Source organism: Pseudomonas sp. BF-R-26, assembly GCF_019947395.1.
In the GTDB taxonomy this organism is placed as follows: domain Bacteria; phylum Pseudomonadota; class Gammaproteobacteria; order Pseudomonadales; family Pseudomonadaceae; genus Aquipseudomonas; species Aquipseudomonas farris.
Genome location: NZ_JAGYGK010000017.1, coordinates 104,519 through 131,417, shown reverse-complemented (window position 1 = coordinate 131,417; position 26,899 = coordinate 104,519). Strand labels below are relative to the sequence as shown.

The 26,899-nt window shown below is 54.1% G+C and carries 25 protein-coding genes and 2 pseudogenes; 10 read left to right on the top strand and 17 right to left on the bottom strand.

Annotated elements, in window-relative coordinates:
• Positions 1 to 279: 279 nt before the first annotated feature.
• The 3 genes from KGB18_RS24235 to KGB18_RS24225 all read right to left on the bottom strand — a co-directional run bounded on the left by KGB18_RS24235 (position 280) and on the right by KGB18_RS24225 (position 3,366).
• Positions 280 to 1,164 carry a DUF4435 domain-containing protein gene (locus KGB18_RS24235; protein ID WP_038980115.1) on the bottom strand — a complete coding sequence of 295 codons (885 nt, stop codon included), beginning with the start codon at positions 1,162 to 1,164 and terminating at the stop codon, positions 280 to 282.
• On the bottom strand, positions 1,161 to 2,561 hold the full coding sequence (locus KGB18_RS24230) for an AAA family ATPase (RefSeq protein ID WP_038980116.1): 1,401 nt from the start codon (positions 2,559 to 2,561) through the stop codon (positions 1,161 to 1,163). Before KGB18_RS24230 ends, KGB18_RS24235 begins: the two co-directional genes overlap by 4 nt.
• 589 nt (positions 2,562 to 3,150) lie before the next feature.
• Positions 3,151 to 3,366, bottom strand: a complete 216-nt coding sequence (locus tag KGB18_RS24225; RefSeq protein WP_223570607.1) for a hypothetical protein — start codon at positions 3,364 to 3,366, stop codon at positions 3,151 to 3,153.
• A gap of 435 nt (positions 3,367 to 3,801) precedes the next feature.
• Between KGB18_RS24225 and KGB18_RS24220 the strand changes: the two genes are divergently transcribed.
• Both KGB18_RS24220 and KGB18_RS24215 read left to right on the top strand, forming a co-directional pair.
• A complete protein-coding gene (locus KGB18_RS24220; protein WP_038980118.1) occupies positions 3,802 to 4,974 on the top strand; it encodes a ComEA family DNA-binding protein in 1,173 nt (390 codons plus the stop codon).
• Positions 4,975 to 5,209: 235 nt separating this feature from the next.
• On the top strand, positions 5,210 to 6,247 hold the full coding sequence (locus KGB18_RS24215) for a hypothetical protein (protein ID WP_223570606.1): 1,038 nt from the start codon (positions 5,210 to 5,212) through the stop codon (positions 6,245 to 6,247).
• Positions 6,248 to 6,474: 227 nt separating this feature from the next.
• On the opposite strand, the gene KGB18_RS24210 is transcribed toward KGB18_RS24215, so the two are convergent.
• From KGB18_RS24210 to KGB18_RS24180, 7 genes are all read right to left on the bottom strand, one after another.
• Positions 6,475 to 7,041, bottom strand: coding sequence for a hypothetical protein (locus tag KGB18_RS24210; RefSeq protein WP_223570605.1), 567 nt, complete (start codon positions 7,039 to 7,041; stop codon positions 6,475 to 6,477).
• Entirely contained in the window at positions 7,038 to 8,681 is a 1,644-nt protein-coding gene (locus KGB18_RS24205; protein WP_223570604.1) for a YfjI family protein, read from the bottom strand. Before KGB18_RS24205 ends, KGB18_RS24210 begins: the two co-directional genes overlap by 4 nt.
• Entirely contained in the window at positions 8,678 to 9,547 is an 870-nt protein-coding gene (locus KGB18_RS24200) for a toprim domain-containing protein (protein ID WP_223570603.1), read from the bottom strand. Before KGB18_RS24200 ends, KGB18_RS24205 begins: the two co-directional genes overlap by 4 nt.
• Positions 9,535 to 9,966: a helix-turn-helix domain-containing protein gene (locus KGB18_RS24195; protein WP_223570602.1), complete on the bottom strand. Its 432-nt coding sequence runs from the start codon at positions 9,964 to 9,966 to the stop codon at positions 9,535 to 9,537. The genes KGB18_RS24200 and KGB18_RS24195 overlap by 13 nt, the downstream gene beginning before the upstream one ends.
• Entirely contained in the window at positions 9,966 to 10,172 is a 207-nt protein-coding gene (locus tag KGB18_RS24190) for an AlpA family transcriptional regulator (RefSeq protein ID WP_223570601.1), read from the bottom strand. The genes KGB18_RS24195 and KGB18_RS24190 overlap by 1 nt, the downstream gene beginning before the upstream one ends.
• 113 nt (positions 10,173 to 10,285) lie before the next feature.
• Positions 10,286 to 11,098, bottom strand: coding sequence for a DUF6387 family protein (locus tag KGB18_RS24185; RefSeq protein WP_223570600.1), 813 nt, complete (start codon positions 11,096 to 11,098; stop codon positions 10,286 to 10,288).
• Between the two features lie 75 nt (positions 11,099 to 11,173).
• Positions 11,174 to 12,607 (bottom strand): tyrosine-type recombinase/integrase, encoded by a 1,434-nt coding sequence (locus tag KGB18_RS24180; protein WP_223570599.1) that lies wholly within the window; start codon positions 12,605 to 12,607, stop codon positions 11,174 to 11,176.
• Positions 12,608 to 13,010: 403 nt separating this feature from the next.
• Here KGB18_RS24180 and KGB18_RS24175 point away from each other — a divergent pair, with 403 nt between their 5' ends.
• Positions 13,011 to 13,265: a hypothetical protein gene (locus tag KGB18_RS24175; protein WP_223570598.1), complete on the top strand. Its 255-nt coding sequence runs from the start codon at positions 13,011 to 13,013 to the stop codon at positions 13,263 to 13,265.
• 62 nt (positions 13,266 to 13,327) lie between these two features.
• Complete coding sequence (locus KGB18_RS24170; RefSeq protein WP_223570597.1) at positions 13,328 to 13,531, top strand: hypothetical protein; 204 nt, start codon at positions 13,328 to 13,330, stop codon at positions 13,529 to 13,531.
• Between the two features lie 427 nt (positions 13,532 to 13,958).
• On the opposite strand, the gene KGB18_RS24165 is transcribed toward KGB18_RS24170, so the two are convergent.
• The 3 genes from KGB18_RS24165 to KGB18_RS24155 form a co-directional block, all read right to left on the bottom strand.
• A complete protein-coding gene (locus tag KGB18_RS24165; protein WP_223570596.1) occupies positions 13,959 to 15,047 on the bottom strand; it encodes an alkene reductase in 1,089 nt (362 codons plus the stop codon).
• A gap of 89 nt (positions 15,048 to 15,136) precedes the next feature.
• Entirely contained in the window at positions 15,137 to 15,976 is an 840-nt protein-coding gene (locus tag KGB18_RS24160) for a pirin family protein (RefSeq protein WP_223570595.1), read from the bottom strand.
• Entirely contained in the window at positions 15,973 to 16,143 is a 171-nt protein-coding gene (locus KGB18_RS24155; protein ID WP_223570594.1) for a hypothetical protein, read from the bottom strand. The genes KGB18_RS24160 and KGB18_RS24155 overlap by 4 nt, the downstream gene beginning before the upstream one ends.
• Before the next feature lie 161 nt (positions 16,144 to 16,304).
• Between KGB18_RS24155 and KGB18_RS24150 the strand changes: the two genes are divergently transcribed.
• On the top strand, positions 16,305 to 17,231 hold the full coding sequence (locus tag KGB18_RS24150) for a LysR family transcriptional regulator (protein ID WP_223570593.1): 927 nt from the start codon (positions 16,305 to 16,307) through the stop codon (positions 17,229 to 17,231).
• A gap of 88 nt (positions 17,232 to 17,319) precedes the next feature.
• Positions 17,320 to 18,009, top strand: coding sequence for an SGNH/GDSL hydrolase family protein (locus KGB18_RS24145; RefSeq protein WP_123721003.1), 690 nt, complete (start codon positions 17,320 to 17,322; stop codon positions 18,007 to 18,009).
• A gap of 12 nt (positions 18,010 to 18,021) precedes the next feature.
• Here the strand turns inward: KGB18_RS24145 and KGB18_RS24140 are convergent.
• Positions 18,022 to 18,131: pseudogene (locus tag KGB18_RS24140) on the bottom strand (hypothetical protein); the annotation flags it as partial.
• Between the two features lie 3 nt (positions 18,132 to 18,134).
• On the opposite strand from KGB18_RS24140, the pseudogene KGB18_RS24135 reads away from it, so the two are divergent.
• The 4 genes and pseudogenes from KGB18_RS24135 to KGB18_RS24120 form a co-directional block, all read left to right on the top strand.
• Positions 18,135 to 18,314 (top strand): annotated as a pseudogene (locus tag KGB18_RS24135) (ABC transporter); the annotation flags it as partial.
• A gap of 251 nt (positions 18,315 to 18,565) precedes the next feature.
• Entirely contained in the window at positions 18,566 to 19,087 is a 522-nt protein-coding gene (locus KGB18_RS24130; protein WP_123721004.1) for a sigma-70 family RNA polymerase sigma factor, read from the top strand.
• Positions 19,084 to 20,040 (top strand): FecR domain-containing protein, encoded by a 957-nt coding sequence (locus KGB18_RS24125; protein WP_201060018.1) that lies wholly within the window; start codon positions 19,084 to 19,086, stop codon positions 20,038 to 20,040. The genes KGB18_RS24130 and KGB18_RS24125 overlap by 4 nt, the downstream gene beginning before the upstream one ends.
• Positions 20,041 to 20,145: 105 nt before the next feature.
• On the top strand, positions 20,146 to 22,620 hold the full coding sequence (locus tag KGB18_RS24120) for a TonB-dependent siderophore receptor (RefSeq protein WP_223570592.1): 2,475 nt from the start codon (positions 20,146 to 20,148) through the stop codon (positions 22,618 to 22,620).
• Positions 22,621 to 22,795: 175 nt separating this feature from the next.
• Here the strand turns inward: KGB18_RS24120 and KGB18_RS24115 are convergent, their stop codons facing one another.
• The 3 genes from KGB18_RS24115 to KGB18_RS24105 all read right to left on the bottom strand — a co-directional run bounded on the left by KGB18_RS24115 (position 22,796) and on the right by KGB18_RS24105 (position 26,796).
• Positions 22,796 to 24,061, bottom strand: a complete 1,266-nt coding sequence (locus KGB18_RS24115) for an MFS transporter (RefSeq protein ID WP_123721007.1) — start codon at positions 24,059 to 24,061, stop codon at positions 22,796 to 22,798.
• A 51-nt stretch (positions 24,062 to 24,112) separates the two neighbouring features.
• Positions 24,113 to 25,183, bottom strand: a complete 1,071-nt coding sequence (locus KGB18_RS24110) for a sugar phosphate isomerase/epimerase family protein (protein WP_223570591.1) — start codon at positions 25,181 to 25,183, stop codon at positions 24,113 to 24,115.
• Positions 25,184 to 25,293: 110 nt separating this feature from the next.
• The gene (locus KGB18_RS24105; protein WP_123721009.1) at positions 25,294 to 26,796 is read right to left on the bottom strand and encodes a PLP-dependent aminotransferase family protein; all 1,503 of its coding nucleotides are present in this window, start codon (positions 26,794 to 26,796) and stop codon (positions 25,294 to 25,296) included.
• Positions 26,797 to 26,899 lie beyond the last annotated feature (103 nt).

Below are 26,899 nucleotides of genomic sequence, written 5' to 3'. Positions count from 1 at the left end.
ATCTTAGCTGATTGTATCTCCCCGGGTTTCGTAGAGACCTCTTTGCCTTAAAGTGAGCAGCAGACTAGAAATTTACGTAGGAGCGCGATTTTTGTTCCAGCCCTGACTGTCAAACGTGTTCTAAAACGTTTTTATACAGCCTCGGCCGAAAGCCGTTCACGAATGAACGGCTTTCGGCCGAAGCGGATAACAGAACAGGACACTCGGACAAAAGCTACAAATCAGGCATGTCTATGAACTGAGTCCTATTCAGACGCCGTACTTTTGAAAATAACATTTCTAGCTAGAAAAAATCACATCCCCGTCTAGTACGGATTGGAGGGCAGCTCCAAGTTCATTCAATCTATTGAGTGAGCAATGTCTCGCTAGACGAAACATCAAGCTTTCAGTAGAAGCAGTGCTCCCTCCTTTGGAGCGAATAAACATATCAAGCATGGGCAACAGAAAATCCTTGCCGGAAACCATATCAATGGTTTGGATGTCTTTAGCATTTTCACGGATCTGTTCAATCGTTGAAAGCCATATTTCTTCGCTTGTAAATTGTAACGATTGTATTTTTATCGCTTCTATAACAGAAAAAATTTTGACCAAGTCTGGCTCGGGGCCTCTTTTTCGAATTTTCTGAGTTGAGATAGATGGGTAGCCTAGAGATACCGTCTTTAATGTGGGAGCTAGAACTCTAGCGGCAGCAAACACTAGAAATAACTCTCGAAGTGGTTCGCTCACGTAATTGAAAAACGTCTCCCACTCTTCAGTAGTTAGAGCTTTTTCCGGCAAAATCTTCCCCGAGGTCTCGACTATTATTTCCCTAGAGCCAATTAAACAAAATAGATAATTCTCGATGCAATAAGATTTTAGTTGGAATAAGTTTTTTAGGCCGATCTCTCTAATTTTAAGCGTAAGATCTAGATCGCCATCAATTAAGAATAAGGCTGGAGAAGGATCATTATATCGCTTGCATAAATCGACCACGTTGCCGCGACCATTTAAAGGTATGATTTTTTTGATTCTTTTTCCGCTTGGAATTAATCTTCCAAGTAACTCTAGATAGAACACCTCTGAATCTTTATCTTCAACATATACCTCAAGGTCCTGGAGCGGACGATATAGCAGGCCCACACTCTCCAACGCGGAAGGCGGCCAGACAGGCACCCCACCGATCATTGTTCTTCTCCTTTATGCAGAGGTATATAAAAGTTATTCCGCCCTCCTATAATCGCTGGAGAGTGCGTAGCCAATATGATCTGCAACTCTGGACTGGCTGTTTGTACCGCCTCAACAAACATTTCCTGCCATGCCAAATGCAAAGAAAGCTCTGGCTCATCTACAATAAAAATTCCATTTTTTGGCAAGCTGGAGTTAAGGCAGAGATGCGCCAAGATAATCAAGATTTGCCGTTCGCCAGATGACATCACCGTAAGGGTTCTTTCAGCCGAGGCGATGAATATTTTTATTTCACCACGGTTCGATACAATGATCTTTTTATTTGTTTGCTCTAGGAAGGAATTTACCAGAAGGGTGAATTTTTCAATTTCAGAATTAATTTCTAGTTGTTCTTTTTCATATTCATCAATCAGCTTTACAAGTCTGTTTATCCTACCCAGTTGGTGACTGTTTACGAACCACTTTGCTAGAACTCGGGAGTTCTCCTCACTATATAGTTTCTTTTCCATTTTTTGAGGGGGAATTGAATCTATTTCTTTTGTTCTATGCGTTGCGCTGTTTTTTGAACTAGGGCGAAAAGCGCTTGGAGTGGGATTTAATGTTGCAAGGGCGCTTTTCGCTAGCGAAGTTAAATTTGCGAAAAAGCTATCGAGGAGACTTTCGAATTCTTCGGTCTCGAAATCCAAGTTTTTCAGCGTTTTTTTGATAGTTGCTTGCTTCGTCTTGAGGGTTAGAATTACTCGCTTGTCTGGAAACGGCATCTGCTCTTGTATGCCATTTGCAGTAGCAAAGGAGTCGAGAATTATTTTGTTCCTAAGTTTCTTATCTGCTGCGGCTTGCTTTTCTTTAGCCTCTGCGCTTTTTTTGGATACGATAGCTAGCGCGTCTTTCATGCTGCCATCTAACTCGCTGGTAAAGCCTTTAGGCTTGGGCATCATCCAACGAAAATCAAGTTCTTCGGGCTTTGCGTCTTGAATAAAACGACGATCCAAACTTAGGTACATCGGGGGAGTAAGGCCATCAATTCTCTTGAAAATAGAATTTGATCTAAGTCTATTAGTCACAGCCTTGTCGTCTGAATAGAGAACTTCAGAAATGTCAGCCGACATCCATTCTTCTGAATCAGAGGTAGAGAAGTGAATTGAATCATTTGACTGCAAGCACGTAATGGTGAGCTTAGATTCAATTTTCTCATCAAAAAGAACTACCACCAACGCCTCAAATTTTATCTTCGCTAACTCCTCAATCGACGGTGTAAGCAAGAAATTTATTAAGTTTAGCGCTGTTGTTTTTCCGGAGCCATTAAGTCCAGCTATAAAGTTCAAGTTGTCATTGAAGTCAATGTTGAAATTTAAAAACTCATGTACGTTATAGGCTTTAAAGGTCAGTATTTTCAACTCTATTCCTTTAGATAAGAATAAGTAAACCGGTTATGGAAGGTAAAAAATTTGCATTGTCAGATGTGCCACCTTTCCTACCCATACGAATATATCCTCGACTTACGCTATCAAAGTGCTGCTACTCCGTCTACATGCTTTAGGTCCAAGGACGAAATCACACCTGGCAACGACGCGTGATCACTAGCTTGGCGGCTATTTCATCTCAAGTGATACTGCATTTTTGTGACATGCAACCTTAAGTCGGTTAGATAATGGCCGCGCGTCCGCCGTGGGCTGCGGCGCTGAACTGAATGTCTGCTTTTGGCCCAGAGTGTGTAAAACCGCTTCGCCAAAATTGAAGTATGCGCGTCTACGTTAAATCTGAAATTTATCGGCACGTCAGCAGATGTGGATTTCGCGTAGAAGCGAGATTTCCAGTCCAGTTTTGAGTGCCTGTCGCGCTCAAAAACGTTTTTACACATCCTCGGCCGAAAGCGGTCAGTCGTGAGCGTCCGGTATCGCCAAAATAGCTGCTTGTGAGGTGAACCGGACTGGCTAACCGAATTCACCTCGACATGACTGTTGACGGGCCCTTGGTGTGCCTCGGTTAGCTGATGTCCAATTTCTTCAATCGAGCCAGGCCTTGTTTGATATGACCGGCGTTTTCACCCATGGTCCACAGTGCGCCACGGACATTTCCGCCCACTTCCGGTGCCCCTTGCTCCTCGATCAGCAGGGTCAACTCCATAATGGCCGCCTCCAGGGCCTGCTGGTTTTCGAACAGCCTTTCCAGTACATCCGACAGTGAATAATCACTTGGCATGGTGTCGATTTCCTTCGAGAAATACCAAGCATAGCAGCGACAGCGCCTCCAATTGGAACCTGTAATAGGTAGCATTAAAAAACGCTGAAAGGCGAAAGGGATGGTGCCGCTGAGCCAAGCAGATTTGGGATATAGGGGCAGAGAGTCAATAGTGAATGGGGCGGGGGTAAACAATACGCCAAACCATGCCATTCAACGGCCCTAGCCCTGCAAAGCCACCACATCCTCCAGCGCAATTGGCGTCAGATTGGTGAATCTGTCACCAGCTACTTTCGGACCCAAAGCGGACGTTGCCCATGGATCGCACTCGGGTAAATGCACTCACCCAATGGGCCACTGAGGTTCATGGTGAGTCACACGCTACCTCAGCTGTTCCAATGAGCGTAGTATTTGGAAAGAAAAATTCACGTTAACTTTTAGTTTGCTGAGTGAACTATGACGCAAAAAAATGAAGCTTTGAATTTATTGGAACAGGCTTTGAAGGATTTAGAGTCACCTAAGGGTTCGGTTTTTTCGTCAGTACAAAAATTATCGCGCGCAGCAGTTCTGGTTGACGATATCGACATTCAAATATGGTGCCAGATTCAGCTTGGTGATCATAAATATGTGGACGAAATACAAGAGCTATTAGCGACTGCGACTAGAAGCGACTACTCGAACGACGAGGTGAAGCAGCAAGAAATCGACAAGGTTATCGGTAAACTTGAGAGGCTAGGCTTGAAGCGAGGGTTGCACTTAGTTGCCGAAGAGTTAACCCTAAAGAATCACGTCGCAGGTGGTGGCTATTTAAGTGTTGGATTTATCGAGGAGCGATATGCTGATCTCGCTCGCGCCAAAAAAGGCAATGACGGAACTTATTACAGAACACCTCTTTACAATCATCTTAGTTATGTTCGCAGGAAGGCGCATGAACTTGCTTCAGCGCTTTATAATAAGTTACGGTTTTCGGGAACGGTCAGCAATAGCTTTGATCTGCTAAAAACAGTTGTAGATGACAAGCTTCTAGATCTAAACCCAATGCTGGCTGAGCAGCTAATGATAGCTTTTCGTTCAGTGTCATCGTCGAAGGCAGAAGAATGGTCCCAAGCGCTTACATCGTGCCGACGACTTCTAGAGGGGTTAGCTGACGAGCTTTATCCATCGAATCAATCCTCCCAGAAAGGACGACCTCTCGGTCAGGGTCAGTATGTGAATCGGCTTTGGGCTTTCATGGACAACGCTATTGAATCAGAAAGCAACCGGGATTTAGCCAAGACTCATGTCGACTTTCTTGGGTCTTGGCTTGAGAAAACAAATAAAATAGCTAATAAAGGGGTTCATGCTGATGTTGAGCAAATTGAAGCGGTTAAGGCGGTTTTTCATACGTATCTTGTAATCGCGGATTTGCTGGAGTACATGGGCGCATCAAAAAAGGTCACGACTACTTTTGACGTTAATACAGCGACCCTTGACGAACTTGAAGCGTTACTAAACGTGAGTCGAAATACTGCTAAGGAAATCATCAGGGCGCGAGTTCAATATGGAGGACTTGATAAGGATTCTTTGTCCAAGGTTAAGGGAGTCGGGTCAAAGGCGATGTCGAGAGCGGTCGAAGCATTCAACCTCTAGGAAAAATTGCTTACTTTTACGTCTTCCTAATACCATCTCTTCTTCGACTGCTCCGGTCGAAGATTTGCGCGTCGACTTATTCGGGAACTAGCGCGCTCAGCTTGAGGCAAGTGATGTTTTTGTATACTCTCGACGACACAGTGGCGGCATTGGGGCGCGTGGTTAGATGATAGCCTAGTAGAAAACACGGGCACGCTATGAGAATATCGTCTCGATATCAGAAGGAGCAGCGACTATGGGAAAATCGTTTATCAGTGACTTCATTGCTGCGATGAAGCGAGAAAACGATAGAGGACGTTGTCTTCATTTCTTCGATGGTAAGCAATGCGGAAAAATCATCGCCGCACACTCCATACAGCGTAGGGGGCAGTTAGGCCTGATCGCCGAGGATGGTCATATATATCGAGCCAACGCAGATTTTTCGACATTGCAGCGAAGCGGTGGAGCGCCCCAACTAAAAAAGATAGGAATAGGTAAAGCTTCAATATTCGACGGTTTCTGTTCCACTCATGACAATTCGCTTTTTGAGCCCATCGACAACTACCCTCTCACGAAAGACCGAAAGCAAATCGCCCTCTATGCCTATCGAAGTTTGTGCCGCGAGTATTTCGTCAAGGAAAATGCGGTGCGCAGTCTTTCGAAAATTAAGGACCACCCTGAGATTGGAGACCACGGACTTTTTCTCGATGCAGTTATAAAGGGACAAAACCTTGGGTGGAGTGGACTTCAGCACCATAAACGCATATTTGACCAAGCACTATCGAATTGCCAATATCAAGATTTTGAATTCACATATTTTACTTCCAAGTCACCCTGTTCTATTCAAGTTTCAGGGCTTTTCTATCCTGACTTCGACTTTCGAGGGAATCGACTACAAAACCTTGGAAACTGGTCGACCCCTCTCGCATTGATCACCTTCTTTACTGCTCCCCTTGAGGATGGTTGGGCATTCGGTATTGCTTGGCACAAAAGCAGCAACGCTGTCTGCAAACCGTTCGAGAGGTCCATAGCTGAGTCTTTCCGCGAAGGGAAGCGTCTGGAAGACCTGATGCTCAGATTTGCAGTTTCATGTTGTGAAAACCATGCGATCCGCATCTCTTGGTGGGATCAGCTATCCGATGCTTCGAAACAGGTGTTGCTGGATAGAATAATGTTGATGGGGCATCCATCGATCCCTGTCCACCCAATGTATCTCGCATCGGGGTGTGAAGGAATCGCTGACTGGATATTCGACTACGTAGCGACTTCGATTGAGCATGACGCAGCGAGTTAATCGCAAGTCCAGCAAAATATAAGTCCATGGTGTTCGAATACAAGTCACCAGTACACACAGCAGGGCGGCCAGTTCTACAGCACGGCGGTCTGGGCGACTGTCATTGTGAGTGCGGTCTATTGTCTGGCAAATGCTGTGCAGGAGGCGACAGACAATGGCCGAGTTGTCACATTTGGTGGTTCCGGGCTTCCGTGCGATAGCGGCCAGGGTAGTTACGATGATCCGGGTCATGGTCTTGGCTCCATTGGCGTCTGGTTATACCGCTGGCGTAACTTGGCACCTGTAACACAGTAGCGGCTTATCGGCGCATGGCAGGCATGGCAAAGCATCAGGTGGTTGATATATCTGTCACGGACCCGGCACCACTCAGGCATTGTTGTGGTGACGGTCAAAGTGCTTCGGGCGCGGATGTATTCTTGCCCGGGCGCGAAAGGTGCTGGGATGCCAGGTCGTTCCTGGACCCACGCAGGGTTGCTGCGGATCAGCGGCACGACAAAGAGCGGATAAATTCGGCGCTGCTCGGCCAGGTCATGCCGGTCGATGAAGCCATGCTCCAACAGGTATACCGGCGAACATTCCAACAGGCAGGCGACACGGGCCAGCCATGCTTGTGCCTCTGCTGTCGAATCATTCGCCGCCCCCAGAGCGGCAATGATTTCCAGGCGATGCGCCTTGATGTTGGTCAGCAGATCGTCGGGCGGCTGGTGGTCAGCAGCCCATGTCAGCCGGTCGCCCTGCAGTAACAGCTCCACCCCTTCGGCACTGGCACGACTCAGTAGTTCGGCGGCACTCATATATCACCCCCAAACACAGGGCGCACTGCGACATTTGCGACTTCTGCGACACCCCCCGAATTGATTGACGTGTAGGTTTGCGACAGGTCTGTGACAGGTTGCGACAGGCAGGACTCTACAGATGCTTTGTCGCAGCTTGTCCCAACGCTGTCGCAGGCTTGGAGCTCCTGCGGGACGGGCTTTGTCACAATTGTCGCAGTTGTCGCAGCCGGGTTGATGGTGAAATGTTTTCCATCGCTGGTCAGAAGCTGATGATGCTCCACCAGCACGGCCAGCAAATCGTCGCGCTGCTTTGCGGTCTTGCGAGCTATGGCAGGCCCTGCGCGCTGTAGTTTGCGTGAATCGAAGGTATACCACCCTTTGTTGAGGAGCCAATCCAGTAGGCTTTGCGCTTTATATAGGTGTGGCTCCACTTTCGTTGGGTTGGTCAGTCGCAGGGCTTCGTCCAGATGCCAGCGCACCAGCATTCCGGCCCGCTCGATAATCGGTAGGGTAATGGTATTGGCGTTCTCGACCACGGCCAGTACGCCGGCAATCCGCAGCAAGTTTTCGCCGCCCTTGGCGGCGGCCGGTTTGATTTCGCACAATTCGCCCCATTTGCCTAACTCCGCCTCAATAGCGTCGTGTTGGGCAACCCAGGCGGCCAGCGACTGCGGCCCCATCGGCAGCGCGGGGGGAGCCAGCTCTCCTTGCTCATTCTGCGGCGGCTCAAGAGCAAGCAGATGGGCCATGCGCTGCCAGTAGCGCCCCAATCTTATGTCTCTCATGGGGTCGACATCCCGGTAGAAGCGACTCCCTGCCAGTGACTGCGGCCAAGCGATTAGAAAGCGTGCCAGAAAGCCTTGGCCCTGTAACACTGGATTGCCCAGCACATTTTGCGCCACGATAGGCTGAATCATCAGATGTGCGCTCAAGCGGCAACCGCTGCGTGATGCGCTTTCACCTTCGGCGGCGCGGATGCGCGTGATAGGTGAGCCGTCCCAAAGCTTCGATAGCCCGGCCACGCTTTTCAGCATGTTCTCCGGTCTGCTGGCGTAACCGCCGAAGAATTGGCCGCCTTCGTCACTGAATAGCCCTTGCGAGGCGTAACCGCGCAGCAGGGACTTTTGCAGCCCCTCTAATGTCGGTTCTTCGGCCAGGATGAAAGGCGATGGCGGCTCGATTGGCTCAAGCAATTTACCCAGCTCAATAGCTACGGTTTCCGGATCGCCCTTGGCGCTGTCGAGAATGGCTGTACGGGCTTTCTGGTAGGCGTCCCGGTAATTGCGGTACTCCTTGTATTCGGCCTTATGTGCACCCAATAGAGTGTGCTGGTGTTCGTAATGGGCGTGCAGTGCCAAGCGGTCCGCTGCCGACTTGCGGTCACCAGACTCGGCAATGGTAAGGGCGAACAGTGATAGGGGGATTAGTTGGCCGGCGCGTTGTACATTGGCGTGAGGTTGAGCAGCCATTGCAGCAGCGGCCAGCACAGCTTGCCCGGCTAAGGCATCGGGCACTTGCACGCTTTCGATAATGGCTGCAGCAGCGCCGCCCAGCAAATCACCCAGGGCTTGCAGGGGATAAGGTGCCGCAATCGACACGTCTGGCAGCAGAGGCTGCGGATCGGGATAGGCTGGCTCAGGAATAAGCGTGGAAGTCATTGCGCTGCTCTCCAATTGGCCAGGTCGTTAAAATCGGAAAGAGTCAGGGGCTCGGCCCCCGACCAAGGCGGGAAGATCAATCCGCAGCCCAAGATGTCGGCCGCCTTCTTGGCAGCGGTGCGCCCGGGGTTGCCTTCGGTCATGCGGTCGTCGTCGCCGGCCACGATCAATACGGCGTTTGGATTCTGGCGCTGCAGATGATGGGCGACTAGAAGCAGGTTGCCGGCAGTCATGGCACAGGCCACGGCCGCGCCGGTTTCGGCGTGGAGAGTGGCGCCGGTAGCCCATCCTTCACAAATGTAGAGTGGCTGACCTGGCTGAATCGTGCCGATAAGTGAACAGCAGCCCGTGGTCTTGCCGCCGAACAGAAAGCGCTTGGAGCCGTCCGGGAAGATGTGCTGCAGACTGACCAGTAGTCCGTCATGGATCAACGGCACCAGCAGCACATCACCATCCCGGCGCAGGCTGTATGCCTTTACCCGCTTGCGGGATAGGTAGGGATGATCATCTGCGGCTGGCTGTGCCTGGCTCCACAGGCGGTTGGCATTTTTTGCGGCGGCTTGCTGGTGCTTGTGCTGCTCGGCTTCTCGATCACGTTGTGCCCGCTTGATTCGCTGGTCGATCAACTGCGTCTCCAGGCGGTTGGCAGGCTTACGGCTGCGCCAGTTGTGCCATTTACCGTCCTTCCAGGTGCCAAACCAGCCCCAAGCGATCCAATTTAAATAAAGCTGATAGGCGCCGTTGTGGGTGCCTGACGTGTCGCCTGGCACGTGGAAGCGGTGGATTTTTCCGTCTGGTATCGGCAACCAATCAAGCGGCCCGAACACGGATTGCATATCGTCACGAAACAGGATCACGAAATCCATAAAGCCGCCTCCAAGCAGATCAGCAACGGTAGGTCTGCACCAATCGGCAGGGTGAACAGGTAGAGGCTGGCCAGGTTTGGGTAAGCCAGGGTTGCTCTCGGTGGTTGATGGGGTTGGTTGGTCGTCATGGGTTGAGCTCCCTGCTGGGGCAGGAAGTGCAGGGCGATGCCTTGGCGGGGGCGACCATGGTCGTCTGTCGAGGTGATACGAAGGGTCTTGATTGGGTGGTCAATGGCGCGCAGCTTGGAAATACGGGCGCTTGGGCGGCAGATATTCAGCTCCCGCATGGTGGTGAGAACATCTGTCGGCCCCAGCTTGGGCCAAGCTATCAAGCGAGTGAGCTGGGTGTTGCTGCGGGTGTTATTTGTGCGCGATTCATTCCCGAGCTTGCCCTTAGTGATGGGCTTATTTTTGTCCATTATGCGCGGCCCTCCAGGCGATCAGTGATCCACTGATCAACCTCCAGGCTGTCCCAGCCGACAGCGCGTGGGCCAATGCGGCGGCACTTCGGGAAAGTTCCAGCATCCATAAAGTTGTAAATGGAGCTGCGCCCGTAGCCGGTCATGGTGACGACTTCCGGGAGGCGCATGATGCGGCGGGGTGGGGTGGTTGTTATTGCGGTCATTGCCATAACTCCTTCGCGCTATCTGGCGCTCAGTGGTTTATGGCTAGACATTCAATGTGAGAAGGCGGGCAATTTCGATCCTGGTTTCAGCGGGCCAAATTTTCCGGAAGTTTTCAGGACTCAAAAGTTTCCGGATTAGCAGAGGATTGGGCTTCAACTGCCGCCAGTGCTCGAAATTCTGACAGGTCGCGCATTAGTCCATCTGCGAGGGGAGCGACTGTTTTTCTAAAACTACTTTCCCCCTTATCGTAACGACTCACTGCTGCTGACATTACGCGATCAGGAATATGTATATTCGAATCTAGTGCCCATATCATCAGATCAAGGTAAGGCAACAGGCCGTAGGACGCCCATCGACCGTAGGCGGGGCGATGATACTTTGATCGAGTCGCCCCGGCGGTCTTCCTTGTTTCAGCCAGCCACGCTTTGAAGTTCTCGATAAGCACTGCGTCCGGCAGGTCCAGGGACACTTTGACTGCCGCATACACTTCGCGATCTATGGAATCGAGAGCGGTAAGGCGCACGGGGTCAGGGCTAAGAATGGGGGCGCTGTAATAGTCATGGTTACGCCGTTTGATGGACTCAAACCATTCATTAGGATCATCGGAAATATTAAGCGCGTGCTCCCATAGGTCTTGGGTATCCAGGTTTTCGACTCCTTTAAGACCAACCAGACTCATTCTGGACAGCACATCAAAATCAGTCGAGCCTAGAACTTTTGGAGCTATGGCTGCATACATTTTTTGTGCTGAAACGCCCATCACATCAGTAAGCGAATCAACATGCTTGTGCTTAAGAAGCCTCAGCAGGAAGCGCCTTACCTCAAGTTGCCGAAGCCACTCAGTGGAATTAAATTTTTTTGCCTGACTGTAGTTGTCTAGGTTGAACCATTTCGGTAAGTCATTTACTCGATCAATTTTTTCCATCTTCACGCCTCCTTGAGCGTCCCCATCCTGAATGGGTCGGCTGGTTTCACATTTGGGGTGCTTGCTTTTCGGAAGCTACCCAAGGTCAGCCGATAAACGCGTGCTTTGGTTGATCGGCACCACGTTGTCAGCAGCCAATATTGCGTCGATACGTTCGCCCAGCAGTCGCCATGCTTCGGTTTTTTCCTTGGCGTAGTCATGGTGCAGATAGTGTCGGCGAACCTTGGAGCCACCCAACAGGTGATTCTGGCAGCGGTCGATAATTTCCAAGGTGACGCCCAGCTCCTGCATCGTCGTTGCGCCGGTGCGGCGCAGGTCGTGCGGGGTCCAGTCGCCATTGGTGCCCTTGCTCAGTACCAGCGTATTGTCATTGCGCCGGCCGGATAAAGGTTTACTGCGTTTCTTGAACTGTTCTTGCCGGTCGCCTACGCGCTTGGAAATGCTCTTTAGGTCTACGTGGCCGGTATGGTTGGTGGCGGGGAACAGGTATGGCGTGTTGCCCGTCAGGGTATGCAGTTCTTTGAACTGGCGCAGGGCGAAGGTAGACAGAAAAACATGGTGATCCTGGCGCGCTCCTCGGTGACCTTTGGTGTTCATGGCAGGCAAAAACCATGTTCCCTTGCTTAAATCGATGTGGCGCCATTCGGCCTTGAGTAGTTCGCCGATGCGGCAGAGGGTGCCCAAGCATATCCACAGTGCAAGCTGTGCTTTCCTTTCCAGCGGACGGACGCCGGAATATTTCTGGCCGGGGGGCAGGGCGGCATAATCACGCTCCATGCGCTCAAATATGTCGCGCAGCTCCCTGATTTCATCGACAGTCAGAATGCGGTCGCGTTCTTCTTGATAGTCGTGGTCTAGAAGTTTTTTGACTTCCACCAGGTTGGCAGGGTTGCCGTCGATCATCAGGCCGCGCCAAGGCTTGCGCTTCTCGCCCCATGCGAGCATCTGATTCAGATCGGCAAACAGACTGACTACATACCGATTGACGCCACGTTCGCGTACGGTACGCAGCATGGCGAGAATATCTTTCTCGGTAAGAGCGCGCAGAGACTTTTGGCCGATGCTGGGGAGCACGTCCTTGGTGAAGCTGCGGATTAGTTCTGCATTGTCATCTTGGCGGGCCACGCCATCTTTTAGCCACTCGACGAACAGGTCGGCCACTGTCAGGTTCTCGGCAGCCAGGCGCTTGGCCCCGGCAATGGTCGCCTCGATAGCGGCCTGTTTTTCGATCTTGGCGGCTTTCTTCGCGGCGGTGGGGTTGATTCCTTCGCCTACCGTAACGCGCAGGCGGTCGCGCTCGGCACGGATGGTGGCAAGGCTTTTCTTGGGCCAAGAACCGAGTGCATGGTCGCGCTTGGCGCCATTCAACTTGAACTCATAACGAAACAGAACAGTGATGCCCCGTTGCCCGACGCGAACGCGCCCGACAATTCCGCCATCTTCTCGCAGTGTCAGGCCGCCATCATCAGCGGTAAGCGCTTCCAGTTGCTTGACTTGGATTTTTGCCATGCCCCTTCTGCCTTTTTATTTTTACCCCACTTTTACCCCACCGAAAGCGCTGGCTTGTATTGCTGTGTTTTGGGTGGTGTTGGACGTTAGATTAGCCTGAAGGTGTTGTATTTACTAGGGTAATCTGGATTTATTTGATTTTATTAACGTCCAGTGGAATCCGATCTATAATGGCATGGGGTGCTAGGGGTAGAGTGTTCGAATCACTCCGTCCCGACCATATAATTCAAAAGGGTCGCGAGATTTTATCTCGCGACCCTTTTTTATTTGTCTCTGTTTTTACCCCTGTAATACGACTGGCTCTGAGTGGAGTCCTCACCGTCTAGTGAGCGGATGCGACAGTGGGGTGTGGGTTTCTGGGGTTGGTCTAAGCTTCAGCTCAATCTCACTGAAGGACCGAGCCATGAGCAATCAGTCTGAAGAGACCTCAGAAATTCGCCGAAACAGAATTCTTGGCGACGCTATTGGGCTTACTCCGTGGGAGGTGGCCGACTATGTCACCAGCATTCAGCGGAAGGACAACAGTGACGAGTACATCATTCACTTCGGTATTGAGACTCCGGAGCTGGTCCGCGCCAAGATAATTGGCTTGCAAGACGGGTTCTTCACTCACACTCGTCCCATCGATTTTGAAGGGCTCCAAATAAGCACAATTTAACCGACCCCCAATACCGATTTCGGCGAACCGATGGGCTCAGGCCACTGCTCGAAAGGACTCATATGAAACTAAATATCATTGCTCTGGGCATGCTCGCTGTTTTGGCCGGCTGCACAACCGCCGGTCCATATGTCACCAATATCTCGAGTGATGGGCGTAACGGCTTGAACATTGAGAAGTGCGCCGTGAAGATGAATGCTTTCATGGGCACTGTCAGCACCACCGAATGCACAAGCCAGAATGTGCAGCTTAGCCGAGGCAACTGATCAAACTAATGGCGCGAAGTGCTCGTCACCTATAGATCGCGTCTCAGCTCGACCAAACTCTTATTCCGAAACATCCGCGCCACGTTTTCGCTTATCTGCACTTGTGGCGCGGACCTCCCATCACTTGGTAGGAAAGGGGCAGTTCGCATTCAGGATCAGGTTTTGCACCGCCAGATGTCGATGCTCACACAGCGTAACGGCGGCTGAGCTTATTGACTCATCTGATCCATCATGAGTTCAGATGGGATGAGTAAGGTGTTGGTGTAATAGGCTTTGTATCCATATGCCGTTATGCGGACCTTGCAAGGAATTGATGTTTGGGCTGCAATTAGTTGGAGCTTTTACTAAACAGCCCTGTAAGCGCCAGCGAATGGCTCGCGATCGCCGTGAGACATAACGCTGACTGATGTCTAATCCAGTATTTTGCTCATAGTGTCGATCGGGATTGCGCCATGGTCGGATAGTCCGTGTAACCGCGTTCCTCACCTTGGTAGAACGTCGTTGGGTCTGCTTCGTTCAAGGACTCGCCGTGTTTGAATCGCTCCACCAAATCCGGGTTGGCCAGGAACCCGGTGCCAAACGACACCAGATCAGCATCACCTAAGCTGAGCGCCGTTCCCGCGCGCTCTGCGTCATAGCCACCATTGGCGATGTAGGTGCCACCGAAACGACGCTTTAATTCCCTGAAATCGAATGGCCCTACACCGAGTTCCACCACGTGAATGTAGGCCAGCCCATAGCGACTGAGCATCTTCGCCGCGTAGTTGAAAGTCGCTTGGGGATCGCTGTCGCTCATGGAGAAATAATTGAAAATCGGCGACAGGCGAACACCCACGCGGCTGGCTCCGAAGACCTCGATGACGGACTCGACTACTTCCTTGAGAAATCGAGCGCGATTCTCTACAGAACCGCCGTAGGTATCGGTTCGGTTATTGGTGCCATCGCGCAGGAACTGGTCGATCAAATAACCGTTCGCACCATGGATTTCAACGCCGTCGAATCCAGCACGTTTTGCGTTTTCAGCACCTTGGCGAAAATCAGCGATCACTCCAGGAATCTCATCGAGACCCAGAACCCGTGGGGTTTCGTAAGACTTGAGTCCCTCAGAAGTGTAAATCTCACCATCAGCCTTGATCGCTGAAGGTGCTACTGGCAGGGCGCTGTTGATCTGCACCAATGGATGTGAAAGCCGTCCGACATGCCAGAGTTGCAGGAATATCCGTCCACCTTCTGCATGAACAGCGTCGGTCACTTGCTTCCACCCCATGATTTGTTCAGAGGTGAAGATGCCCGGCGTTCTCATATAGCCTTTGCCTTGTGCCGAGACCTGAGAACCTTCGGTGATGATGAGGCCGGCACTGGCACGCTGCCGGTAATACTCAACCACGGTGGGCGTCGGAGCATCACCTTCACCGGCACGGCTTCGCGTCAAAGGCGCCATGACCATGTGGTTATTCAGAGGGAGAGCGCCGATTTGTGCAGGGGACAAAAGCAGGTCGAGATTGTTCGTGGTCATGATCTATCTCAGTAGGTTGAGGATTGATAATTCGGGATTGGTGGGGTGTTTAGTGGGGAGTCTTATCGACTGACGGCGCGGCTTGGGGGCTAGCTCAGACGTCCCTTCTGCCGCAGGCGTTCGCCGATACGCCGTATCTCAGCTTCGCCCTGCGCCAAAGCCGTCTCGCTCGTGTGCACTGAGTAGTACCCTGTCACCAGATCGTGCGGATGCTTCACCGCTGAGCCCATCACGAATGAGCAGTCGCCCTGTGCCGAGAAGTCGATGTGTTGCTCGGTCTCTTCGAAAATGGCGAGTTCGCCGGCATTAATCAGGCCTCCTGCGTCCAGGCCTCCTGCACTCACCGCGAGCCAGGCAACGGTGTGACCGGACGGCGGGGAGTACCGCCAGCGCTCGCCGTCCTTCAAATTAACGGCGAGATAGTTCATATCACTCGGCGCTTCAATCAAGCTTTGCGCGTCACCGTATCGCCCCAGGAGCACGCGTGCCGGTCCCGATTGCGGAACTTGGGAGGGCGCAAGATAGGTGCTCAGCGCAGGGGCGTTTTCCAACGACGGCGGCAGCGCCACCCAGAGCTGGAAACCCTGCATCAAGGACTTGCTGGTCAGCGTCGCGTCGTGCCAAACACCGTTGCCGGCGCGCATCCACTCGAGACCTCCGGCCAGCAATACACCTGTCGCACCCGTGGTGTCTTCATAGGCAACTTCGCCTTCGCTCATGAAGGTGACGGTCGCGATCCCGGAGTGCGGATGCATGCCGAAACTCGACTTGCCGCGACTGGCGTCCATACGGAAAATATCAAGGAAAATGAAAGGCTTCAGACGCTCGCCCAGATCACCCGGGCTCATGAGCCGAGTTATCGGGCCGTGGGTGCTGCCTTTAGTGCGATGGACAATGGCGCGTTGCAGAGCAGCGACGGTGGCGGTCATATGTTTTCTCTCTGGGTTTTGAGCGCTTGGGCCCACCAGACAATGTCGTCGAGCAGCGCTGTGGCTGCCTGGGCCAGATGCGGGTAATCGTTGAAGTTCTTTCCCTGTTGCCAGATGCCGATGAATTCAGCGATGCCGATGTGCACCGCATTGCGTACCGGGGCCATCTGCAACTCAATGGCCACCAGCTGCAGTTGTTCGATGGCGCGACGAGTACCGCCATAACCGGTCGACTGCAGCTATGCCCAAGGATATGCGCCTATTAATTACTTTATTAGATGGCATAATTGGATTGAACTAATCCATTAAGCGAAGTAGTGGCAATAAGATGATTGACCTGAACGACGTCGCCTTGTTTGTACAAGTGGTGCGCAACGGCAGCTTTGCCGAAGCGGCGCGGCAGCTTGGAATGCCGCCCAACACCTTAAGCAGACGCGTTCAACAACTCGAGGCGCAGCTCGGCACACGGCTGCTGCAGCGCTCCACGCGCAAGCTCACACTTACCCATTCAGGTCAGGCTTTTCATGACCGGTGCTCTGGCGCGGTAGAAGGCCTGATCGATGCCGGACAGCAGTTAATGACGGGAAGCCAGGAGCCCAGTGGCATCGTGCGCATTGCAGCGATGGCTGATTTCTTCGACTTCTTCCCTATGGAATGGGTGGCCGATTTTCTAGCCTTGCATCCACGGGTTCAGCTTGACTTCGTACTCAGTGATGCACGCGCCGATTTGATCGCTGATCGGATCGACATCGCGTTTCGAGGGGGCACTTTGCAGGATTCGGGATACGTCGGTCGCCAACTCATTGGCGCAGGTAATGAAGGTTTGGTCGCCAGCCCCAAGTACCTCAATAACCGAGGTGTGCCCGCTACGCTAGAGGATCTGGTCAATCACGACTGTGTGAGTTTCGGTCATCCTAGCGGCGTCACCACGTGGCGTCTTAATGGGCCAAACGGTGTTGAGGAAGATGTGCAGATGACCAGCCGTTTCAATGGAAACACGGCTCAGGCATTGCGTAAGGCCACGGTGGCTGGCTTGGGCATTGCGTTGCTGCCGTCCACGATAGTTAATTTCGATCTTCAGGCTGGCCGCCTTGTGCCTGTATTACCGCATTACCATCGCACTGGATACGGCCTGCATGTGCTTTATCCCAGTCGGCAACATTTGCCGTTGGCGGTATCAGCCTTTATAGGGCTGGTGATGGAGAAGCTAAAAGTGGAAGCATTCCCGGCAAGGGTTTTACCTGAGCAGGTTTGACACGGTATTTGGGCTTATGACTTCTCTGTTGGACGCCTCAAGCTCACAGGTTCATCCTTGCCCCCTGTGAAAAGATCGGGACAGTTGAATGAATGGTTTGTGGGCCAAGGCTCTGTTTGCTGGAATGTTACTTTCGTTAAGCGCGGCCAGCTTTGCTGGTCAGGAAAGCGATCTTTATTCAAACCTTGATGCTGGCAAGGCGCAGACCGTCGTAGCTTATGGTACGAGCTTGACGGCCTCCGGCGCCTGGGTGCAGCAGCTTGGGGATGATCTGAATCAGCGTTACCCTGGACGTGCCACGATTATAAATAGTGGCAAGGATTCGATGTGGTCGGGATGGGGTGTTGAAAATCTCGAAAGTCGAGTCATCTCCAAAAGCCCGGATACGGTGTTTATCGAATTCGCGATCAACGACGCTTTCCTTCCCAACAAAACCACCGTCGTACAAGCACGGAAAAACCTCGAGCTAATGATTGACCGGATCAAGGCTGCCAAGTCATCGACGGAGATCATTTTAATGGTGACGAATCCAGTGATTGGAGGCTCTGGAGTGCAGAGACCGAAGTTACTGGATTACTTCCAGATGTACCGGGATGTTGCAAAAGCCAGGGGACTTCGTTTGATCGACAATTACCCAAGGTGGGAGGCGGTCTTGAAATCAAATCCCGACCTGTTTAATCAGTATGTTGCGGATGGATTGCACCCAAATGCTGATGGATATCGCGCAGTGGTGACCCCGTCATTGATTGAAAATTTGAGTGGCGTCTCGCCAAATTGACCTGAACATAGGGTTGTCGAAGTGGCGCAAGTCGGTACGCAGGATGCCGGGGCCGACCTGCCAATCGTATTTGAGGTCCAGAAAGTTCTGTTTGTAGAAGTCCGGTTGCCGTAGTAGTACTGCTGCGCTCAACCAACGCCGATCAGCCGAAAAGCTTCTTCAAAGACAAGCGCATCAGCTCCACCAAAGGCTCGACCTCCGAGCAGTCGATCCGAATTGCCGGGGCAACACCGGTGACGTTCCAGGACCCCGGTTCGGCTTACATGGCTTTGCAACAGAACAAAGTCGTGGGTGGCTGTGTGAATAACGCCTGTGATATCTCCGATCGCTGTCTGGATGCCAGACGGCTACCGAGTCACCCATTCTCTTTAATAAGTGGCATCAAGAAGTAGGGAGCAGCGCTCAATCAATGACGGCGAAACCTGCTCCGAACTCCGGCATCTCGCCCTCGCACCTTCCGGTGACGCGGGGCTTGTCGGCCAATGTGGCTATTGCAAATCACCCTTCGTACGCATGACAATGCGAGTCATTATCACTCGCGAATTATTCCATCGTCATGTCCGCCAACGATTTATCCCTGCGTAGCGCCGTCAATGATCTGTATTGCGACCATCACGGTTGGCTCAATGGCTGGCTACGCAAGCGTCTGGGCAATGCTTTCGATGCGGCAGACCTGGCGCAGGACACCTTTGTTCGGGTAATCAAGGCGCGAAACGCGCTAGAGATTTGCGAGCCGCGACCTTACCTGTCGATGATCGCCAAGGGCTTGCTGATCGATCTGTTTCGCCGACGCTCATTGGAACAGTCCTACCTGGAAGCCTTGGCCGCTATGCCCGAATGGCAGCAGCCTTCGTTGGAGGAACAGGCGATCCTGTTGCAAGCCCTGATGGAAATCGACCGCCTGTTGCAAGGATTGGGGACGAAGGTCAAGCAGACGTTCATCCTGTCTCAGTTCGACGGTCTGACCTATCCGCAGATTGCCGAGCGCTTGAATATCAGCGCCCGCACGGTCAACAACTACATGGCCAAGGCCATGGAGCATTGCTGTCTGATGCAGATTCAGTTGCAACTGGCGTGAGCCTTTCGCCCGCTGAGTTGAAGGCGATTGGCGTCGCTGCCCAGTGGTACGCCCGACTTCGGTCTGGTGTCACCACCGATTCGGATCTGGCAGCCTGGAACGACTGGCTGGTCTCCGATCCTGCTCATCGCCAAGCCTGGCAACGCATGGTGGACGTAGGCGAGCAGATGGCGAGTGTGCCGGGCTCCCTGGCTTCGCCAGCGTTGCGCGGCGCTGATCGATCCCGGCGTCAGGTGTTGCGCAGTGTGTTGGTGCTCGCGTCAGCCAGTTCGCTGGGCTGGTTGGGCTGGCGCAGTGAAACGTCCCAGAACCTGTTTGCCGATTTTCGCACCGCCGTGGGTGAGCGCCGTGAATTTCGGTTGGCCGATGGCAGCTTGTTGCTGCTCAACACCGACACGTCAGTCAACCTTCGTTTCGACGGTCGTCAACGTGTACTCGAACTGTTACGGGGCGAGATCCTTGTGACGACTGCTGTCGATCCCTTGCAGCGGCCGTTCAAGGTGCTCACCCATCATGGAGAGGTGCTGGCGCTCGGGACGCGTTTTATCGTCCGGTCCCATGAGCAGGGCGGTGGGGTGGCGGTGATCGAGAAGGCCGTAGAGGTCCGTTCGGCTGGCGGTGGCTCGACGGTGCGTGTGGAGGCCGGCCAGTCCATGGACTTCGATGGCCACTCGTTGGGGGTTGTACGGCGCAACGATGCTTCGGTCGGTGCGTGGCAACAGGGAAGCATCATTGCCATTAATCGTCCCTTGGCCGAGTTGCTGGCCGACCTTTCGCGCTATCGCACAGGCGTGCTGCGCTGCGATCCGCGTATCGCCCAACTGAAGGTGTCAGGCGCGTTCCCCATTAATAATACCGACCTGGCGCTGGCTGCGCTGGAGAGTGGATTTTCGCTACGGATCACCCGGTACAGTCGCTACTGGGTCAATGTTTCAGGCGGTGATGTGCATTAGCGTGCGCCGCGCAAAAAAAGTTTTAGGGCTTTTGCACTTTTCATACGCATCGTTCGGCTCATCCCTCAGTGAGTTTTTATTGATGGTCTTTGGGGGAGGGTGAGCATGTATCGGGTGTACGCGCCAGGTCGTCTGGCGATTGTAGTGAAGGTCGGGTTGCTCGCGGCAACGTCGATTTGCGTATGGCCGGTCGCCGCGATCGCGGCGCCGACGCAACAGCACAATCAGCTTCAATCCTTCGACATCGCCGGGGGCAGCCTGACTGAAGTCCTCAGCCATTTCGCCAGTGCGGCGGGTGCCGCTATTTCCTTTGATGCGCGGCAGACCGACGGGTTGAAATCCCCCGGGCTCAAAGGTGCTTTCGGGGTCGGCGAAGGGTTTGCACGGATTCTGGGTGGCAGCGGTCTGCAAGCTGAACCACAGGCCAACGGTACTTACGTTTTGCGCCCGGTACCGGCTGCCGGGTCGGCGCTGGAACTGGGCGCCACCAACATCAACGGGCAGATGTTGGGCGCAACGACCGAGAACAGCGGTTCATACACCACCGGCGCGGTGACTATCGGCAAGGGCGAACATTCCCTCAAGGAAACGCCGCAATCGGTCACGGTGATGACCCGCAAGATGCTGGATGACCAGAACCTCAACACCATCGATCAGGTCATGGAAAAGACCCCGGGCATTACCGTCTACGACTCGACCATGGGCGGCAAATATTTTTATTCGCGCGGTTTCCGGATGTCGGGCCAGTATCAGTACGACGGTGTACCGCTGGACATGGGCAACCTCTATGTTCAGGCCGACAGTTTCAGCGGTGACATGGCGTATTACGACCGGGTCGAAATTCTTCGCGGCGCAGCGGGAATGATGAAAGGTTCAGGTGGCACTGCTGGCGGCGTGAACTTCGTGCGCAAACGCGGCCAGACGGCCCCGCACACCGACATCACGCTGTCCGGTGGCAGCTGGGACAACTATCGCGGACAGGTCGACACCGGTGGCCCGCTGAACGACGCCGGCACAGTACGCGGACGGGCCGTCGTTGCCGAGCAGAGCCGGCATTACTTTGTGGACGACGCCAGTCGCAAGGATCAGGTGTATTACGGCGCGCTCGATGTTGATCTGAACCCTGACACGACGCTGGGGCTGGGCGTTGCCTATGAAGACGTGGACGCCAATCCATGCTGGGGTGGCCTGCCGCGCTACAGGGATAGCAGCGATTTGAAGCTCAGTCGTTCGACGTGCCTCGATCCTTCCTGGAACACCTGGCGCAGCCAGCGCACCACGGTGTTCAGTGATCTGAAACACCAGATCAACGAAGACTGGGCCTTGAAGGTCGCCAGTGTTTACACAAAAAACACTCAGGACATCAAATACGCGTTCGCCTCCGGCGCCGTGACTCCCGGCACCAACACCACCGGTGTGCTGGGCAGTATGTACGATTACGATCAGGTCGATTACGGCCTGGACGCCTACGTGGATGGCAAGTTCGACGCGTTCGGTCAGCAACATGAATTGGTCGTGGGCTTCAACGCCAGCCGTTCGAAAAAGGACGACTTCTACTCGGTGGCGTTTTTGCCGCAGCGCCAGAATGTGTTCAACCCCGACAAGCATATACCGGAGCCGGATGACAGTTACTTTATCGACAACTCATCTCGCGGCGGGCCGGTCAGTTCAGTGACTAAACAGAAGGGCATTTACTCGACACTGCGTTTGAAACTGGCTGATCCGCTGACAGTTGTCGTCGGCAGTCGGGTGAGCTGGTACAACTCCGATACCGACTCCGACTTCATCGACACTGGCACCTCGGAACACTCCAGCACTACAGAGACCGGGCAGGTTACGCCGTTTGCCGCTGTGCTGTTGGACCTGAACGAGAACCTGACGGCCTACGCCAGCTATTCGGATATCTTTACCCCGCAAGGCAATTACCGCTCAGAAGGCGGTTCGGCGCTTAAGCCGCTCGTGGGCCAGAGCTATGAGCTGGGGATCAAGGGCGCCTGGTTCGACGGTCGACTGAACAGCTCCTTCAACCTGTTCCGTACGATCCAGAAAGATCAGGCGCAGACTGACTACAATTCGTCCTGCCCGTCGTCCGATGGTTACTGCTACGTCAATGCCGGCAAAGTTCGCGCTCAGGGGGTCGAGGCCGAGATCAGCGGGGAAGTCATTGAACGCCTGCAAGTACTGGCAGGTTACACCTATACCCAGACCAAAACCCTCGACGACATCGACACCAGCCTGAACGGAGCAGCGTTCAACAGTTATGTGCCTCGGCATGTATTGCGTATGTGGGGCGATTACGCGCTGAGCGGGTCACTTGAGCGGTTCACGATCGGCGCTGGCGTTAACGCGCAAAGCGATAACTTCCGGGTTTCACCCTCCAGTGGTGAGAAAATCAGCCAGTCGGGCTATGCGATCTGGAACGGCCGCATTGGCTATCGCATCGACGACACCTGGTCGGTTGCGCTCAACGGCAACAACCTGTTCGACAAGCGCTACTACGCCACCATCGGTACCGAGACCTTCGGTAACTACTACGGTGATCCACGTAACTTTATGTTGTCGGTCAAAGCGAGTTTCTAACGCAGACAGAGATAAAAACGCCACTCAGCCGGTGAACGAAATGCCCGGATCGCAAGACGCGGGCATTTTTGTTATGCATTGCATCCCAGACGATTTCAAGTCCAGGGTTAGGGCCTGAACCGACCGCCTTCACCGAAAGGCCTTGGCCTGTTCAATGAAGGCGACGATTACCCGATCAGCTTTGCGCCGCGCTAACGGCACCCATTGGCATGGATTTATTCCGAACAGTCCTATACAGCAAGCTGGACACCATGAACCCAAGAACGGCCAACAGGCTCATCAAGCTGAAGACGTAGTTGTAGCCTTGTTGACCCGGGAAATGGTCGAGGATTGCGCCGTAGATGACGTAAGCGAACATGCCCGGTGCGTAGCCGATCAGGCAGCCGATACCGAAGGCTGAACCGGTGATGTGCGAAGGGATGCCGACTTCACCCATGGGCGCCCAGAATACGCCGCGCATGGAAAATACAATCAGCGCGAAGGACAGTGTGGCTGCCATGCCCGCATAGATAAAACTCGGGCTTTTCGGGATCAGCAGGATGACGCCCATCAACGGCAGCAAGGCCAGGAATGCCCACTTCAAATAGCGGCTGGTGCTCTTGAACTGCTTGTCGGCAATGAAACCACCGGCGGGGCCACCGAGGATCTTGAGGAAGTACTGATTGATGATGCCGTAGGCGCCCACCAGTGCCACGGGCAGCCCGTACACTTCCTTGAGGTAGGGAATGAAATAGGTCAGGCCACAGTAGACGATGTAGACCATGAACACGTTGAGGCTGACCAGCCAGATACCGGGTACCTTGATGGCCTCGAGCAGGTTCGACATACCGTTCTTCGGCTTGGCAATCGTCTGCGCGCTGCTGCCCTTGAGCAGGAACCAGGTCAGGGTTCCGGCAAGAATGTCGATGACCGAGTAGAAGAGGATTGCCGATTTCAGACCGGTTTCACCGGAGCCCATGGCGACGAAAACGCCCAGCGCCGAAAAAGCCACAAGCGTATCAATGACGCCACGCCCACCTTCCAACAGTCCAAACAACCGACCCTGTTCCTGATCGTCACCCAGATTGCGGATGGCTTTGAGCAGCGAGGGCCAGAAGATGCAATCGGCGCAGACGGCCAACAGGCTGAACACGATCAGCAAATTGCTGAACGGCGGAAAGGTCGCCAGATACAGCCCCAGGCCACCGGTACCGATGAGGCCGATGGGGATCAGTTTTCGCGTGTCGTAGCGGTCGGCGAGCATGCCGCCGACGACAAACAGTGCGGTGGCGATGATGGCGTTGGCGCTCAGCAGCATGCCGATTTCAGTGTGGCTCAAGCCCATGAATTCTTGCATGGGGATATAGAAGGCGTCTTTGAGGTTCGCCAGCTTGTAGATGGTGCCACCACCGAGGATGAGAATCAGGAATCTGAGCCATTTGGCCTTGTCACGAGTTGTCATTATTGTTCTCCAGGCGTGTTCGGGTAAGCAGTGCTGGTTGTCGTGTCAGGTTCAGGGATTAGCGGGGTTGGCCAGGGTCAACTCGGCCAGGGTTCGGAACTCGGCCAGCAGGCCTCGTACATAGGCGACCTGGTTGTTCGCCCAACGGTGTTCGTCGGCGAGCATTCGTTCGAGCGAGTAGCCGTCCGGGAGTGGCGTGTCACTCATTTCCCGGTACGCAATGAATGGATCGGCAGCCTCAGAGGTCTGGCGGAACGCCGGGGCGACGTAGTGGTTTTCCTGCTCAAGAATGAACGCGATCACCTGCGGGGTTGAGTCGCCGAGCATCAACAGCTCGAACAGCATGCGAGCGCTTGGCAGGTCGTCATCGTCGCTGCCCTGCAGCACGCCGAAATGGCCGAAGCCGTTGTGCTCGGGGACGATGCGCACACCCTTGAGGTGGGTCTGGCGTATATGCGGTGCCAGGGTCCGCAGCGCCGGCAGGGGCTGTTCGCAGGCATTGATCATGTTGCCGAAGTCGAACAAGGCATGCAGCCGTGGGTGGTTTAGCCGGCTCAGCAGTTGCGCGATTTCGGCGCTCTTGAGTTCCTCATGCTGCTCGAAGTCGAAGAACAGGTCGTGCTCGTCTGCTTGCTGCGCGAGGTAGTGCAGGTCTGACTCGATCACGTCCATGACCCGGGACAGCGTCCCCTCGTAACGTGAGTAAACGCGGATGTTGCGAACCCCAAGCGCTTTGGCAATGGCGATCACCTGATCGACATCTTTTTTCAGCGTGCTGCTGATTTCCAGGTGCACATCCAGTCCGAGCGCATTGGCCTTGTCGGCAAACGTCTGCAGCTGTGCGGGTGTCATTTGGCTCAGGCTGTTTTCCTCGCCGTCGAGCAAATGCAGGCTCAGACCCTGCAATTCGTGGCGATAGGCGAAATCCAGCAGGTCGGCAGGCGTGACACGGCCATGGGTGAGGTTGGTCAGCAAGGGATAGGCATGTGCAAACAAGCGCATCTGCCCAAGGCGGTCGAGCAGTTGGCGAGCCAGTGCTTCTGTCAGTAGGGGAGGTGTTCCGGCCTCGGCAGCCTTGTGGCTGAGCAAGGCATTGAATCGCTCTTGGATCTTATTGTTCATTCGAGTCGTTCCTGGTCAGACGCCGGGTCTACCGGCGCAGCCTTTATCGCGCCAGTCAGGAACTCTCGATAGATCCATTATCAGTTAAACCATAAGACCACTTGCCTTGCTCAAGTGGCCTGCAGGTACCCCATTTTGCTCAAGGCCCGGGCCAGCGCTTCGACGCGTTCTTGCGCCTGGCCCTCAGGCGTACCGGCGAAACCGATGAGCAGGGCAGGTGGCAGGACATGCTCAAGGCAGTAGTCGCTCAGGGCGTAGGTGTGGATGTTGTGCCGGGCCAGTTCTCTGGCGATGGCATCGTCATCAAGCGTGGGTGGCAGCCAGGCGATCAGGTGCATGCCGGCTTCCACCGGGGTGATGTTGAAGAAGCCGCCCAGTTGTTGCTGGAGTTGCTTGAGCAGTGCTTGCTGGCGAGCCTGGTACAGCGCACGCATGCGGCGAATATGGCCGAGGAAGTGGCCTTCGCGCATGAAGTCCGCCGTCGTCGCCTGGAGAAGCGTGGGCGGGCTGCGATCCATCACCGCGCGCAGGGTACAGAAGGGTTCGACCAAGGCTTGCGGCAATATCACATAGCCCAGTCTTAGCGAGGGGAAGAGCACTTTGCTGAAGGTGCCGACATAGATCACTCGAGCCATCTGGTCCATGGCGTAGAGCGCGGGGAGGAGGCGGCCGCTGTAGCGAAATTCACTGTCGCAATCGTCCTCGATGATCCAGCTTTGATACTGCGCAGCCCAATCGATGAGCGCCTGGCGCCGCGCATAACTCATGGTCACGCCCAAGGGATGCTGGCGAGATGGCGTGGTGAATACCAGGCGGGCGTCGGGGCACTCGGCCAGGCCTTGCTGAATATCAATCCCTTGTTCATCGATCCGCAACGGGACCACCTGAGCCCCTTGGGCCTGCAACGCAATGCGCGCCGCGATGTGTCCTGGGTCTTCCATCCACACGCTGTCCTGCGGATTGAGCAACAGCATGCCCAACAGGTTGAAGGCTTGCTGGGCGCCGGAAACGATCACTACCTGTTCGGCGCTGCAGTCGATGCCACGGGCATCAAAGACGTACTCGGCAATCGCCGTGCGCAAGGCCTGTAACCCTTGCAGTTCGCCATAGCCAAGCATGGCCTTGGTCGGCTTGAGCAGGTGGCGGTTCATCAAGCGCCGCCACACAGCGAGGGGGAACGCGTCGTAGGTACTGTGGCTGGGCAGGAATGAGGTGGGGGTCGCGGGGTCCCAATCGGTATAGGAAACCCCGCGAAAGTGACTGCTGCGCAGCGACAGCATGGACTGGCTCAGGTCGGACAGGCGAGGTGGCTGGCGCTGCTCTTCGTCGGCAATCCCTCGGCTCTCCCACTCATCGCCGACATAGGTGCCCGCCCCGGTACGCGACGCCAAAAAGCCTTCGGCAATCAGCTGATCGAATGCATTGAGAATGGTGATCCGCGACAGCGCCAATTCTTTGCTCAGGGTCCGCGTCGACGGCAGGCGCACGCCCCCTTGCATTTTTCCGCTGAGAATCTGTTTGCGAATCTGCAAATAGAGTTGGCGGTACAGGGGGATGGCGCTGGCACGGTCCAGCTCAATAGCCGACAGCAGCAAACCTGCAGGGGATTTCATCACATGCTCGTCTGGAGGGAGGGTGGTTTGACCTGGAACACCATCATACCGAGGTGCGCAGGGTATCGAGAGGCACTGGATAAGTCATCCATAGCAGACGTTG

Coding starts and splice junctions, on each gene's coding strand:
- KGB18_RS24235 (WP_038980115.1), bottom strand. CDS start 1,164: ATGATCGGTGGGGTGCCTGTCTGGCCGCCTTCCGCGTTGGAGAGTGTG.
- KGB18_RS24225 (WP_223570607.1), bottom strand. CDS start 3,366: ATGCCAAGTGATTATTCACTGTCGGATGTACTGGAAAGGCTGTTCGAA.
- KGB18_RS24220 (WP_038980118.1), top strand. CDS start 3,802: ATGACGCAAAAAAATGAAGCTTTGAATTTATTGGAACAGGCTTTGAAG.
- KGB18_RS24215 (WP_223570606.1), top strand. CDS start 5,210: ATGGGAAAATCGTTTATCAGTGACTTCATTGCTGCGATGAAGCGAGAA.
- KGB18_RS24210 (WP_223570605.1), bottom strand. CDS start 7,041: ATGAGTGCCGCCGAACTACTGAGTCGTGCCAGTGCCGAAGGGGTGGAG.
- KGB18_RS24205 (WP_223570604.1), bottom strand. CDS start 8,681: ATGACTTCCACGCTTATTCCTGAGCCAGCCTATCCCGATCCGCAGCCT.
- KGB18_RS24200 (WP_223570603.1), bottom strand. CDS start 9,547: ATGGATTTCGTGATCCTGTTTCGTGACGATATGCAATCCGTGTTCGGG.
- KGB18_RS24195 (WP_223570602.1), bottom strand. CDS start 9,966: ATGGACAAAAATAAGCCCATCACTAAGGGCAAGCTCGGGAATGAATCG.
- KGB18_RS24190 (WP_223570601.1), bottom strand. CDS start 10,172: ATGACCGCAATAACAACCACCCCACCCCGCCGCATCATGCGCCTCCCG.
- KGB18_RS24185 (WP_223570600.1), bottom strand. CDS start 11,098: ATGGAAAAAATTGATCGAGTAAATGACTTACCGAAATGGTTCAACCTA.
- KGB18_RS24180 (WP_223570599.1), bottom strand. CDS start 12,607: ATGGCAAAAATCCAAGTCAAGCAACTGGAAGCGCTTACCGCTGATGAT.
- KGB18_RS24175 (WP_223570598.1), top strand. CDS start 13,011: ATGAGCAATCAGTCTGAAGAGACCTCAGAAATTCGCCGAAACAGAATT.
- KGB18_RS24170 (WP_223570597.1), top strand. CDS start 13,328: ATGAAACTAAATATCATTGCTCTGGGCATGCTCGCTGTTTTGGCCGGC.
- KGB18_RS24165 (WP_223570596.1), bottom strand. CDS start 15,047: ATGACCACGAACAATCTCGACCTGCTTTTGTCCCCTGCACAAATCGGC.
- KGB18_RS24160 (WP_223570595.1), bottom strand. CDS start 15,976: ATGACCGCCACCGTCGCTGCTCTGCAACGCGCCATTGTCCATCGCACT.
- KGB18_RS24155 (WP_223570594.1), bottom strand. CDS start 16,143: ATGGCCCCGGTACGCAATGCGGTGCACATCGGCATCGCTGAATTCATC.
- KGB18_RS24150 (WP_223570593.1), top strand. CDS start 16,305: ATGATTGACCTGAACGACGTCGCCTTGTTTGTACAAGTGGTGCGCAAC.
- KGB18_RS24145 (WP_123721003.1), top strand. CDS start 17,320: ATGAATGGTTTGTGGGCCAAGGCTCTGTTTGCTGGAATGTTACTTTCG.
- KGB18_RS24130 (WP_123721004.1), top strand. CDS start 18,566: ATGTCCGCCAACGATTTATCCCTGCGTAGCGCCGTCAATGATCTGTAT.
- KGB18_RS24120 (WP_223570592.1), top strand. CDS start 20,146: ATGTATCGGGTGTACGCGCCAGGTCGTCTGGCGATTGTAGTGAAGGTC.
- KGB18_RS24115 (WP_123721007.1), bottom strand. CDS start 24,061: ATGACAACTCGTGACAAGGCCAAATGGCTCAGATTCCTGATTCTCATC.
- KGB18_RS24110 (WP_223570591.1), bottom strand. CDS start 25,183: ATGAACAATAAGATCCAAGAGCGATTCAATGCCTTGCTCAGCCACAAG.
- KGB18_RS24105 (WP_123721009.1), bottom strand. CDS start 26,796: ATGAAATCCCCTGCAGGTTTGCTGCTGTCGGCTATTGAGCTGGACCGT.